Raw genomic sequence first — 13,054 nt, 5'->3', positions numbered from 1 at the left:
AATGGTGCGTTATCGGTCGCCGCTTTGAATCACAATACGGGCATCCGGGGCGGCATAATTAACGTTGAGTTTTGGTATAATGTGGACATGACATTAACGAGGGGGGATTTGTGTGTCGACAGTGGCAAAAGTCGTGGTGGATGTACCCACGATGCAAACTAACCAACCGTACGACTATGCCATCCCCGCACCTTTGGCTGACAACGTCGTTCCCGGTGTTCGGGTGGTGGTTGGTTTCGGCAAGGGTGACCGCGAAGTAATGGGCGTGGTAGTGGATACTACCGACCAGCAAGATTTTGACGGTAAGCTGAAGCCCATTATGCGCGTTTTGGATGACCACCCCATTTTGGACAAAGAATTACTGGCGTTGTCCCGCTGGATGGCTGATGACACCTTTGCATTTTGGATTACCTGTCTTCAGGCCATGCTACCGAGCGCGCTCCACGCGGATACCAAGTGGTTGGCTAACGGTGCTAAAACCGTTGTGAACCGGGGGCGGGTGGCCACGGAGGACTTTATCGTGCCGTTGTTAAAGCACGACGAGTACCTCACCCTGGTTGATCAACAACGAACCAACGCAAAACGGCGCATTACGCTCCTACAGGCGTTGGCACAGTGGTCTACGGACGGTGCTGAGCCCCGGCTACTATCCGTCGCTGGCCCAGATAGCTTTGACCGCACTACCGTTAAGGCGGGCCAGTCCCAGGGGTGGTTGCGTATTGAGCCGCGGGAATTTTACCGGCGGCCATACGCAAACCTGGACGCTCAGGCGCGTACGCACGCACTCACACCCACGGCTCAGCAACAGCGCGCCTTGGACGCCCTGTTGCCCGCGATTGACGGGCACAAAGACCAAACATTTCTACTCGAAGGCGTCACGGGCTCCGGTAAAACGGAAGTGTACCTGCAGGCCATCGCCGCCACTTTGGCGCAGGGGCGTAATGCCCTAATGTTGATACCCGAAATAGCGCTGACACCGCAAATGGTGCGTAACGTGAAGGGGCGGTTTGGCGCGGATGTCGCGGTCTTACACTCTGCCCTTTCGGATGGCGAACGGTTTGATGAGTGGCGCCGAATCGAGCGCGGTGAGGCCCGGGTCGTGGTGGGGGCGCGTTCAGCCGCCTTTGCACCGCTGACCAATATTGGTTTGTTTATCATGGATGAGGAGCACGAAACGAGCTACAAACAGGACGACTCTCCCCGGTATCATGCCCGCGACGTGTTGCAGTGGCGTGGGGCGTACCACCATGCCCCGGTGTTGCTGGGTTCAGCGACGCCGAGCCTCGAGTCGCGCGCCCGTGCGGCCAAAGGTGTGTACACACACCTGCTCATGCCGGAACGTGCCAACCAAAAACCGTTACCACCGGTACAAATCGTTGATATGCGTGCGGCACAGCTGGACAGCGTTTCGGGTGACTTTTCCAATGAGCTACTGAACGCATTACAGGAGCGGCTGGACCGCGGCGAGCAAAGCGTGCTGATGCTTAATCGTCGGGGGTTCTCGTCCTTTGTTATGTGCCGCGAGTGTGGTTACGTGGCCAAGTGCCCTAACTGTGATATCTCGTTAACGTTGCACATGGACTCGCACACGCTACGTTGCCACTATTGTGGTCATGAGGAGCCGGTGCCCACGGTCTGCCCTAGTTGCGGTTCAAAGCGGATTCGCTACTACGTACCGGTACGAGAAGGTCGAGCAGTCATTGCACAAACTGCTGCCCAACGCGCGCGTTTTACGCATGGACGTGGATACTACCCGGCGCAAAGGTGGCCACGCCAAGATTCTGAAGGCGTTCGGTCAGCACGAGGCCGATATCTTACTCGGTACCCAAATGATTGCCAAGGGGCTGGATTTCCCGGACGTGACTTTGGTGGGCGTTATTAACGCTGATACTGCGTTGGGACTTCCGGACTTCCGGGCTAGTGAGCGCACCTTCCAGTTGTTGACGCAGGTGAGTGGTCGGGCTGGTCGAGCTGACAAAGCCGGTGCCGTGGTCGTACAGACATATAACCCCGACCACTACGCCATTCAGTTGGCCCAGCACCATGACTACGAGCACTTCTTTGTGACCGAAATGGGCATTAGGCACCAGTCGGGTTACCCGCCGTATTACTTCACGTTCAAGTTAACCGTGAGTCATCCGGAGGACCGCCAGGCAGCTAAGGCTATCTACCACTTGGCGGACGAACTGAAACATTCGTTGTCGGATCAGGCCGTCATGCTGGGGCCGACCAGGGGCGCAATTGCGCGTCTGAAGCGCCGTTACTATTATCAAATTGTGATTAAATACAAAAATGAACCGCAACTACATGCCACGCTAGAACGGCTACTGACGGAGACGCAGGTGGGCAGTCGGAATGGCTTTCAGGTTGCCTTTGACCGGGAACCATTGAGCTTTGTGTAGGGACATATCAGGGGGTAAGTGAATGACATCAATTATTTTTATGGGAACGCCGCAGTTTGCCGTGCCGATTTTGAACGCGCTAGCCGAGAATGGCTACGATATTTTGGCGGCGGTCACGCAACCAGACAAGCCAGTTGGCCGCAAGCACACCTTGCACGCATCGCCAGTCAAAGTGGCAGCGCAAGCACTAGGCGTACCGGTGTTTCAGCCAGTCAAGCTGGGCAAGAGCCCGGAGTTGGATGAACTGATTGCGATGCAACCAGACTTGATCGTCACGGCGGCGTACGGGCAGTTTTTGCCCACCCGGTTCTTGGACGCGGCCCGAATCACGGCCGTCAACGTTCATGGTAGCTTGTTGCCAAAGTACCGTGGCGGAGCGCCAATTCAGTATTCCATCATTAACGGGGATGCTGAAACGGGCGTCACAATTATCCAAATGGTTAAGCAAATGGACGCTGGCGGGATGTACGCGCAAGCCGCAATTCCGTTGACCCGCGCTGATGATACCGGCACGGCCTTTGACCGGTTAAGCATACTCGGACGTGACCTGTTACTGCAGACGTTACCAGGTATCATTGACGGAACGGCAACCATGACGCCGCAGGATCCGGAGCGGGTGACCTTCTCGCCCAACATTAGTAAGGACCAGGAACGCCTGGACTTCACTTTAACGGCGACCGAAATCGATCAGTGGGTGCGTGGATTACGGCCCCACGTGGGCGGTTGGGTTATGCTCAACGGTCAGCGGGTGAAGCTGTGGGCGGTTACGCCGCTCGACACGGCCACTGAAGCTGCCCCCGGGACGGTCGTGTCCGTAGGCAAAAAAAGAATTGGTGCTGGCCGCGGGTCAGGGCACCACTTTGCAACTGGACGAATTACAACCAGCTGGGAAGGCGCGCCAACCAATAAGCGCGTACATGAATGGCGCCGGACGGCAATTAAAGGTAGGACAACAGGTGATTATTGATGGACAAGAATAACGTGCGTTTGCTCGCGGTTAACGTGTTAGCCCGCGTTGGTGGTCGTGGTGGGTACTCGAACTTAACTGTGGATAGTACAATTCGCCAGGCACACCTGTCCGCACGTGATGCTGCGTTACTGACCAACATCGTCTATGGCGTAATTCAGCACCAGTTGACCCTGGACTACTACCTGGCACCGTTTGTTGGGCGCCGAGAACTGGAGCCGTGGGTGCGACAACTGCTACGGACGGCTATTTACCAAATGCATTATCTGGACAAAATACCTGAACGGGCGATTTTCTTTGATAGCACTGAAATCGCTAAGCAAAAGGGTCACGCTGGCCTCGCGAAGTTTGTCACGGCCATTCTGCGTAACGTGCAGCGGAAAGGCTTACGGGATGTGAGTGCTATCCAGGATCCAGTTAAACGTCTATCGATTGCGACCTCAGTTCCCGAATGGATCGTCAACAAACTGTTTGACCAGTGGGGGGAGCTTGAGGCTACGGCCTTACTGAACAGCATCAATTCAGCACCGCGGGCCTCGGCTCGAGTTAACCGCACCATGATTCAACGGGATGATTTGGTATTCCGCCTACAGGACGAATTTCCTGAAGTTCGGAATAGCGTGCTTGCGACCAGCGGAGTGGTGGCACCAGGCGGACATCTGGCCGGTACCCCGGAGTTTGCGGATGGCTTGCTGACCATGCAGGACGAGAGTTCCCAGTTGGTGGCCCCAAGTCTGGATATTCAGCCGGGTGACCAAGTGCTGGACGCGTGTGCTGCACCGGGTGGTAAGACGACGCACATTGCGGAGTGGCTGGATCCACAAGCTGGTGGGCACGTTACCGCACTGGATTTACACGCCCACAAGGTCAACTTGATTCAGCAAAATGCGGACCGTATGCATCTAGCTGACCGGGTAACGGCGCAAACGTTGGATGCACGCAAGGCCGTCGAGACTTTTGGTGAACAGAAGTTTGATAAAGTTTTGGTGGACGCTCCTTGTTCAGGCTTGGGCTGATGCGGCGCAAGCCAGAAATTAAGTATGATAAAACGGCAGACGACGTAGCAACTTGACCCGCGTACAGTCTGAAATTTTGGATGCCGTGGCCCCCACGGTCAAAGTTGGCGGGCGCTTGACCTACAGTACGTGTACAATTACCCATGAAGAGAACCAGGATGTGGTCGCAGCATTTTTGCAGCGGCACCCGGATTTTCGGCAGGTAACGGTACCCACATTGGCGCCGGTAACGCACAATCACGCGGCACCGGCACTACAGATTTTGCCGCACGACTACGGTAGCGATGGTTTCTTTATCGCTAGCTTGGAGCGTGTGCAGTAAGGAGTTTGTAATGGAATTTGCCTACCAGACGGATGTCGGTCGGGTTAGACCGAACAACCAGGACTATGTTGGCCTCTTTCGCAACCACAGCCACGCGACGTTAGCCATTGTCGCGGACGGTATGGGGGGACACCAGGGGGGCGATGTCGCTAGCGAAATGGCGGTATCGCACATTGGTTATGCCTTTGAAAAGACGCAAAGTAGTGACGCGGAAACCGTCGTTAAGTGGTTGATGTACGAGCTGCAAAAGGAAAACGAGCAGATTCTCGCTCGTGGTCAGCAGTTTAAGGACCTCACCGGCATGGGGACGACCATCGTGGCGGCTTTAATGATCGGTCACCGCTTTGTGATTGCCAACATTGGTGATTCCCGTGCATATTTGTACCGCCATGGCCGCCTGATGCAAATCACGGAGGACCATAGTCTGGTCAATGAACTGGTGAAGAGTGGCGACCTGACTCCCGAAGAGGCCAAAAACTTTCCGCGTAAGAACGTGATTACGCGTTCTTTGGGTATCGCTCCGGACGTGGATGCGGACGTCACGATTTACGATATGGAAGCCAACGACATGTTGTTACTGTGCTCTGACGGGCTCACCAAGCCGTGGAGGATGAAGACCTGGCCCAAATCATGGCTGCTCCAGAGACGCTGGCCACGAAGGCGAAGCTGATGGTGCAGGCTGCTAACGAAGCGGGTGGTCCGGATAACGTAACGGCACTACTAATCCATAATAACCAGGTAGGTGATGACAATGATTGAGCCGGGGATGACGCTGGACGGACGCTATAAGCTGTTTAAAACCCTTGGTGAGGGTGGCATGGCCAACGTTTATTTGGCGCACGATTTAATTTTGGATCGGGACGTGGCAGTCAAGGTGCTCCGCCTCGATCTCCAAAGTGATCCCGATGCGGCACGGCGGTTTCGCCGCGAAGCCATGGCGACTTTGGAATTGTCCCACCCGAACATTGTCAGCATCTACGACGTGGGCGAATTCGAGGGCCAACAATACTTGGTCATGGAGTACGTCGACGGTAAAAACCTGAAGCAGTACATTGTGGAACACTTCCCGATCCCGTATGCCAAAGTCGTTGCGATGATGACGCAGGTGTTGGGTGCCATCGAAACTGCGCATGAGCACAACATTATTCACCGCGACCTGAAACCGCAAAACATCATGGTGGACCGTGACGGCAACGTGAAGATTGCGGACTTTGGAATTGCGGTAGCGCTATCCGAGACCGCAGTAACGCAAACTAACTCACTGCTCGGTTCTGTGCACTACATGTCACCAGAGCAGGCTCGTGGCTCGCTGCCGACCAAGCAGAGTGATATCTACTCGCTGGGCGTGATTTTGTACGAAATGCTGACCGGTTCGGTGCCCTTTGAGGGAGATTCTGCCGTCACCATCGCGTTGAAACACTTCCAGGAGGACATTCCTTACGTCCGTGACTTTGACCCGCGCATTCCTCAAGCGTTGGAGAATGTGGTGTTGAAGTCTACGGCTAAGGATCCGCAGCAGCGGTACCCGAGCGCGGCGGCAATGGCGAGCGACTTAGCGACCTCACTGGATGCGAGCCGGTCGAACGAACCGCGGTTTATTCCTGAAGGTAGTAGCGACAGTATGGCTGCCACTAAGCGGATTGACCCGGCCGTCAAGGCGGCTACGATTGCGGCTGCGGCGAGTGCTTTAGGCAAAGACGGACAGGACGTCAAGGCGGACGCTGACAAGGATGCAAAGAAGCAACCGGGTAAAAAGGCGCACCCTAAACGCAAACGCGCGTTGATTATTGGCGGCTTGGCCATTGTGCTGATTTTACTGATTTCGGGGATGGTGGCCGTCTTTGGTAAGGGCGACGTGACCGTACCGGATGTGACCGGTGATACCGTGGCCGTGGCGACCACGAAGTTGAAGAGCGCACACTTGAAGGTGGGCGATACCACGTACAAGTCTTCCGGTTCGGTGACGAAGGACCATATCATTTTGACCGACCCAACCAAGGGCGATAGCGTGAAGGAAAACTCAGCCGTTAACTTGGTGATTAGTAAGGGGAAGTCGAAGTACACGGTTGGTAAATATGTGGGTAAAAACTACTCACAGGTCAGTGATGATTTGAAACGGGCCGGGTTTAATGTGGTTAAGTTAACACAATCAAGTTCAAAACCCTCTGGTACCATTCTGGCTCAAAGCATTGACCCCGGAAAAAAAAGGTTGTTGCTAAGGGTACTCGGATTGAATTGACGGTAGCAAAAAGTAGCAGAATTACCGTTCCAGATTTTACTAACGTTTCGTTAAGTAGTGCGGAAACATGGGCGACAAAAAACGGTATACTGATAGCTTCTAATTCTCAAGAAAGCGACCGTGTGGAAGTCGGAAATATTATTTCACAAAACCTGCCTAAGGGTACAAAAGTTAAGAAGGGTTCTACTCTTACTGTGACGGTTAGTTCGGGAGAAAGTTACACAAACAGTGGTTCCGAAGATGAGACCAGCAGCAGTTCCAGTAGCGAATCAGAAAAGTCCAGTAGTTCGACGAGTTCTAAACCCTCGAGCTCCTCTTCATCATCTTCCTCGTCTAGTAGCACACCTTCCGCTCCATCTTCCTCAGGTGCTAGTGACCAGCAGGATAACGCCAGTGACGCAAAATAAACGTTTATGTTTTGATTCAGTAATGGAGGTAGTTCTTGCAGGGACAAATCATTCAGCTGCTCAGCGGCTATTATGACATTGCGGTTGACGGCCAGGTCATCCGTACGCGGGCCGCGGGCAACTTACGCAACAAGCACGTTTCGCCGATCGTGGGTGACTTTGTGGAATTTACTCCGGCACCCGATAACGGTGAACTGGGGTATTTAACGAGTGTGCTACCGCGGCGTAACGCGTTGGTGCGGCCGCCAGTTGCCAATGTTGATCAGGCTATGGTGGTGACAGCTGCGGCCGAACCCGACTTTGCGACTAATCTATTGGACCGATTTTTGGTGTACCTGGAGGGGCAACATCTGGACGTCATTATCACCATGACGAAGACAGATTTGCTGGATGAATCCCGGTTTGATCAATTGCGCGTCACGATGGACGGTTACGAACGGATTGGGTATCGCATCCACATGCCCCGGCAGCCGTTTTTGGCGGGAGATTTAACCCGTTTGAGTGGCATGCTGGCGGACAAGCTGACTATTTTTACGGGCCAAACGGGAGCGGGCAAGTCGACGTTGTTGAACACCTAGTGCCTGAACTGGAGTTGGATACCGCTGCCATCTCGAAGAGCCTCAATCGCGGGAAGCATACCACCCGCAAAACCACGTTATATCCTGCCCACGGCGGATTGGTGGCGGATACGCTGGATTTTCCTCGCTAGAGTTACTGGACGTGGAGACCGAGGAGTTGCGCGATCGTTTCCCGGAGTTTGTGTCTGTGGCGGGTAACTGTAAATTTCGCGGTTGTCAGCATTTACGCGAGCCGCAGTGTGCGGTCAAAGCCGGCGTAGCGGACGGTACTATCATGCAAAGTCGGTACGATAACTACCAACAGTTTCATGAGGAGTTAGCTGCACGCAAGCCGGTCTACGATAAAAAGAAGCGTTAATATTAATGTTCGCAAGAAACGAAAATGCCATCCAGCTAATGGGTGGCATTTTTGTGTTCATAAGCCCAACTCTGGGTTTCAGTAATCGGCAAATGAGTAGTCAATTGGCTTCAGTCCAGGATTTTTTTTGTGTTTCTTGTCGATCACGGACTTACCAACAAATTGTTGTGTTAAAACGTTTGCAGTAAAGCACTTTCATCTACGTGGGGAGTTGTGTATGATTGATATAATTGATTAAGAACGGGAGTTGATCGTAATGCAAATTGCACCATCAATTTTGAGCGCGGATTTTGGACATCTAGCGCGGGCAGTCGACGCGGTTGAGAAAGCCGGTGCGGACCGTATTCACATTGACGTTATGGACGGGTTGTTTGTACCGAACTTGAGCTTTGGACCGCAGATTGTCTCGGTTTTGCGGCAGGAAACCACTTTGCCATTGGAAGTTCACCTCATGGTGCAGCATCCTGAGGAGTGGGTTAAAACCTTTGCGGATGCTGGTGCGGATATGTTGTTGGTCCACCTCGAAGCGACACCGCACATTCACCGGGCGCTGTCACTCATTAAGCAGACGGGGATGGAGCCGGGGGTGGTAATTAACCCGGGAACCTCGGTCGACGCGATTGATATGGTCCTGCCGATTGTGAAGCAGGTGTTGGTCATGACCGTGGATCCCGGCTTTGGCGGTCAGGAATTCATTCCGGAAATGCTGGAGAAGACCGACGAATTAGCGACCATTCATGATCGGGACGAATCATTGGACTTTAAGATTGAAATTGATGGCGGGGTCAACCCTGGTACCATCAAGTTAGCCGCCAAGCACGGTGTGGATATCGCTGTGGCCGGTTCTGCGGTTTACGATGGCGGCAACCCAGCCGACAACCTACACCACTTACAAAAGTTGGCCGCGGAGGCAGAATAATGCGTTTAAACTTGATGGCTGGTGGGCCGCGCGGGTTGCTACCTAATGACTGGCGTCAGGCCCCTGGCGAGTGGGCCGCCATTGATCGCGGCACGCTGACCCTGCTGGATGCCGGTATTCAGCCCGTCTACGTTGTGGGGGACTTTGATTCGTTAACAACCGCCGAATTTGAGCGAGTCACTGCTGCTATTGGCACGGTTGAACGCCATAAGGCCGAGAAGGATGACACCGATACACAACTCGCCCTTTTTCGGGGGCTGACCGTGCTCGGGGCGGACGAGGTGTATCTGTACGGCGCCACTGGTGGCCGTCTGGACCACGCGCTGGCAAACTACTGGCTACCAACGGAGCAAAGGTTTAAACCATACGTGCGGCAAATCCACTTGGTTGACCGTGATAATTATGTTCGTTACATGGACGCGGGTAAGCCCCTAACGGTTCAGCCGCTTGCTGGGTACCGTTACGTCGGCGTCGCCAACATGACGTCGGTGCGTGACCTGAATATCACAGGCGCTAAGTACGAACTGGCTCACTACGACGATGATAGTCCGGTCAGCTTTGCTTCCAATGAGTTCGTTGGCGATCACGCCATGACGGTTCAATGTCGACAGGGAATCGTGGCGATTATTTATAGTCGGGATAATCGCGGCCAACAGGTGGATAACTAATCCCTGACGTCTGGTTGCTCTTGAAGTCTAAACACCATTAAAAGTAAATATGAGGTGCGTGATGAAATACGCAATTTTTGCGGGTGAGATTCTGCTGCTCATACTGTGGTTGGTTTTTGGACCCCACAATTTATGGCTAAAGGTTGTGGGGGTGATTGCAATTATTGCTCTGTCACAACTTTTACACGTGGTTTTCAAGGCCCGATAGTCATGCAGAAAATAAAGCAGCGCTTTACACGATGCACTAAAAATGAGCCCTGACGCGATGTCAGGGCTCATTTGCGTGTTGATATTTAAGTTTATGCTGATGGGTGATTTTGCATTCCAACTGTTTTGAGCCAACAAAAAAAAGCACCACCATGCGGTAGCACCTTCATCGTTGGTTTTATACGCGAGTCACTTTTCCAGACTTCAGGGCGCGAGCAGAAACCCACACACGCTTTGGCTTGCCGTCAACTAGAATGCGTACCTTCTGCAGGTTTGCCTTCCAGGAGCGACGAGAACTGTTCAGCGCGTGTGAGCGCTTGTTGCCGAACTGGGTGTGACGGCCGGTAATTACATCAACTGCCAAAGTATGACCTCCTTGCTTCACCGGGTGTGTACCCGATTTATTCACAAAAATTAGGTTATCATAGGAACGGCGGCTTTGCAAGGGTTTTGTAAAGTAATAATCATTGACACCTGCAAACTTTCCATAGTTACCGGCCTATGCTAAAATCTATGCAACGGACTAAAGGTCCTGGTGCGCGTTCCGTTGGGTTGGCGCACCAACTATGAACCAGCTGATTGAGGAGGCAAATCATGGCGGTTAAGATTAAGACCAAGTACGGCGTTATCGATATTGATAATGCCGTTATCGCGACGGTTGTCGGCGGTGCAGCTACCGAGATTTTTGGGGTGGTGGGCATGGCCAGCAAGAACCAAATTCGGGACAACCTCAACGAGATTCTCAACCGGGAGAACTTTTCTCGCGGTGTGGTCGTTCGCCAGGAAGACAATGGGGTGACCATCGAGGTCAACATTGTCGTTGGTTATGGCACCAAGATTTCCGAAGTGTGCCGCAACGTTCAGGACAAGGTCAAGTATAACCTTGAAAGTATGCTGGGCCTCACCGCCCACGCGGTCACCGTCATCGTTCAGGGTGTACGGGTGATTGGCGAAGATTAACACCACCAACGCGGGCCGTCAACGCCCTTTTTGTGTTGGCGCCAAGTTGAGTGTGAGATGAGCCCCAACTTCTGGGGGCCCTTTTAGGGAGGAACTATTTGTGACAGTCACGGAAATTTCTGCAACCGAATTTCAAAATATGATTCGGGCAGCAGCGCACCGTATTAATAAGAATGCCGAGTTTGTTAACTCACTAAACGTTTTCCCGGTTCCCGATGGGGATACCGGTACTAACATGAACCTCACCTTCCAAAGTGGCGCTAAGGCCGTGCTGGAGAGCGACGATGAGTCTGTGGGCGATTTGGCGCAGCACCTGGGCAAAGGGTTGCTGATGGGCGCGCGGGGCAACTCTGGGGTGATTAGCTCCCAGCTGTTCCGCGGCTTTGCCAAGAGTGTTGCGGGCAAGCGGGTGCTTAACGCGCAGGACTTAGCGGACGCGTTCGCCGGTGGGGTAGAAACTGCCTACAATGCGGTGATGAAACCCGTTGAGGGGACCATTTTAACCGTGGCGCGTGAAGCCGCTAAGGCGGGCCTCAAGGCTGCAAAGTCGACTACGGATACGGTTGAGGTGATGACTAGTGTGGTTGATGCAGCCAAAGCCGCGTTAAAAACCACGCCGGACCTCTTACCCGTGCTTAAGCAGGTGGGCGTCGTGGACTCCGGTGGTCAGGGACTGACTTTCTTGTACGAAGGGTTCCAGTCCGGATTGTCCGGTGAACAAATTGATGAAAACTACGTGCCGGATGACGCCGAAATGACCGAAATGGTCAACGCGGTGGACGCGCAGACACAGTTAAACCCAGACGATATCGTGTACGGGTACTGTACCGAAATGATGGTTGGTCTGGGTAATGATGGTGCAACGAACAAGTTCGATTACGACGAGTTCCGCAACTATCTGGCCGATTATGGCGATTCCTTGTTGGTAATTGCTGATGACGAGGTAGTGAAGGTACACGTGCACACGGAGCATCCTGGGGCCGTTTTCCGGTACGGTAAGCGGTTTGGTAGTCTGGATAAAATCAAGATTGACAACATGCGGTTGCAGCACGAGAGTATCATTGAACGCGACAACGCTGAGGCGGAGGCTGCAAAGCCGTTGGCAGAGTTTGGTGTCGTGGCGATTGCTTCGGGTGCGGGTCTCTCCGAGCTGTTCAAGAGTTTGGGTGTGACGTACGTGCTGTCTGGCGGTCAGACCATGAACCCAAGCACCAACGACATTTTGGATGCAATCAAGCAGGCGCACGCTAAACGTGTGATTGTTCTGCCAAACAACGGTAATATCTTCATGGCGGCGGATGCGGCGGCGAAGGAAGCCAGCGTAGACGTGGCAATCGTGAAGAGTAAGACGGTCAACCAGGGTTTGACCTCCCTATTGGAATACAATCCGGAGCAAAGTCTGGCTGACAATGCGGCGGCGATGACTGAGGCGTTAGGCAACGTGGTTAGCGGTGAAATTACGCAGTCGATTCGTGACAGTAATATCGGTGGGTTGGAGATACACAACGGCGACTGGATCGGTTTAATTGATGGGGACATCAAGGTGGACGGTCAGGAACGGTTGCAGACCACGATTGACACGATTGAAGCTATGCTGGATGAGGACTCGGAGATTATCACGCTCATTGTGGGTACTGAGGGCTCAGAGGCCGAGGCAGAAAAGATTGAGGCTGCAATTATGGATGCTCACGACGATTTGGAAGTTGAAATTCACGATGGTGGGCAGCCGTTGTACCCGTATTTGATTTCGGTGGAGTAGAGAGAGCGGAGCAGGCCGTTTAGAAGGCAGAGCATAAGTAACTCTAACCGAAAGGCCCGGTTTTGGCCTTTTGGTTAGAGTTGCTTATGCGGCGTCTTCTGGCCTGCGCAGCTCGTTTTAAAACGCACGAGTAAATCGGGCCCGCTGCAGCATTCTCTAGGACAGTAACCAGCCCGCACTTGGCTTCACTGTCGTAGCGGGTTACACGCAAGTTTCTGCGGGGCGCAGCTCGTTTTAAACGCCCGGGTAAAT

7 protein-coding genes and 6 pseudogenes are annotated in these 13,054 nt (G+C 53.4%); 11 read left to right on the top strand and 2 right to left on the bottom strand.

Annotation, left to right across the window (positions count from 1 at the left end; genetic code table 11):
• Window positions 1-151: 151 nt before the first annotated feature.
• The 6 genes and pseudogenes from priA to JCM12539_RS15150 form a co-directional block, all read left to right on the top strand.
• Window positions 152-2,402: pseudogene (gene priA, locus JCM12539_RS06830) on the top strand (replication restart helicase PriA).
• 22 nt (window positions 2,403-2,424) lie between these two features.
• A pseudogene (gene fmt / locus JCM12539_RS06825) lies at window positions 2,425-3,382 on the top strand (methionyl-tRNA formyltransferase).
• Window positions 3,369-4,707: pseudogene (gene rsmB / locus JCM12539_RS06820) on the top strand (16S rRNA (cytosine(967)-C(5))-methyltransferase RsmB). Before fmt ends, rsmB begins: the two co-directional pseudogenes overlap by 14 nt.
• Window positions 4,708-4,717: 10 nt before the next feature.
• Window positions 4,718-5,466, top strand: a pseudogene (locus JCM12539_RS06815) (Stp1/IreP family PP2C-type Ser/Thr phosphatase).
• Window positions 5,459-6,946: a Stk1 family PASTA domain-containing Ser/Thr kinase gene (pknB, locus tag JCM12539_RS06810; RefSeq protein ID WP_054650261.1), complete on the top strand. Its 1,488-nt coding sequence runs from the start codon at window positions 5,459-5,461 to the stop codon at window positions 6,944-6,946. Before JCM12539_RS06815 ends, pknB begins: the two are co-directional and overlap by 8 nt.
• A pseudogene (locus tag JCM12539_RS15150) lies at window positions 6,943-7,095 on the top strand (PASTA domain-containing protein); the annotation flags it as partial. The gene pknB and the pseudogene JCM12539_RS15150, both read left to right, overlap by 4 nt.
• A 68-nt stretch (window positions 7,096-7,163) precedes the next feature.
• On the opposite strand, the gene JCM12539_RS14675 reads toward JCM12539_RS15150, so the two are convergent.
• Window positions 7,164-7,289, bottom strand: coding sequence for a hypothetical protein (locus JCM12539_RS14675; protein WP_263849760.1), 126 nt, complete (start codon window positions 7,287-7,289; stop codon window positions 7,164-7,166).
• A 99-nt stretch (window positions 7,290-7,388) separates the two neighbouring features.
• On the opposite strand from JCM12539_RS14675, the pseudogene rsgA reads away from it, so the two are divergent.
• From rsgA to JCM12539_RS06795, 3 genes and pseudogenes are all read left to right on the top strand, one after another.
• A pseudogene (gene rsgA / locus JCM12539_RS06805) lies at window positions 7,389-8,289 on the top strand (ribosome small subunit-dependent GTPase A).
• 256 nt (window positions 8,290-8,545) lie between these two features.
• The gene (rpe, locus tag JCM12539_RS06800) at window positions 8,546-9,208 is read left to right on the top strand and encodes a ribulose-phosphate 3-epimerase (RefSeq protein ID WP_054650259.1); all 663 of its coding nucleotides are present in this window, start codon (window positions 8,546-8,548) and stop codon (window positions 9,206-9,208) included.
• Window positions 9,208-9,876, top strand: coding sequence for a thiamine diphosphokinase (locus tag JCM12539_RS06795; protein WP_054650257.1), 669 nt, complete (start codon window positions 9,208-9,210; stop codon window positions 9,874-9,876). The genes rpe and JCM12539_RS06795 overlap by 1 nt, the downstream gene beginning before the upstream one ends.
• A gap of 385 nt (window positions 9,877-10,261) precedes the next feature.
• Here the strand turns inward: JCM12539_RS06795 and rpmB are convergent, their stop codons facing one another.
• Window positions 10,262-10,447: a 50S ribosomal protein L28 gene (rpmB, locus tag JCM12539_RS06790; protein WP_054650255.1), complete on the bottom strand. Its 186-nt coding sequence runs from the start codon at window positions 10,445-10,447 to the stop codon at window positions 10,262-10,264.
• A 230-nt stretch (window positions 10,448-10,677) separates the two neighbouring features.
• Here rpmB and JCM12539_RS06785 point away from each other — a divergent pair, with 230 nt between their 5' ends.
• Complete coding sequence (locus JCM12539_RS06785; RefSeq protein ID WP_054650253.1) at window positions 10,678-11,043, top strand: Asp23/Gls24 family envelope stress response protein; 366 nt, start codon at window positions 10,678-10,680, stop codon at window positions 11,041-11,043.
• 100 nt (window positions 11,044-11,143) lie between these two features.
• Window positions 11,144-12,802: a DAK2 domain-containing protein gene (locus tag JCM12539_RS06780; RefSeq protein WP_054650251.1), complete on the top strand. Its 1,659-nt coding sequence runs from the start codon at window positions 11,144-11,146 to the stop codon at window positions 12,800-12,802.
• Window positions 12,803-13,054 lie beyond the last annotated feature (252 nt).

The sequence above is a fragment of the Lacticaseibacillus pantheris DSM 15945 = JCM 12539 = NBRC 106106 genome (assembly GCF_001311175.1).
GTDB classification, from domain to species: domain Bacteria; phylum Bacillota; class Bacilli; order Lactobacillales; family Lactobacillaceae; genus Lacticaseibacillus; species Lacticaseibacillus pantheris.
The sequence above is the reverse complement of the archived record's forward strand: the minus strand, read 5'-3'. Positions and strand labels throughout refer to the sequence as shown.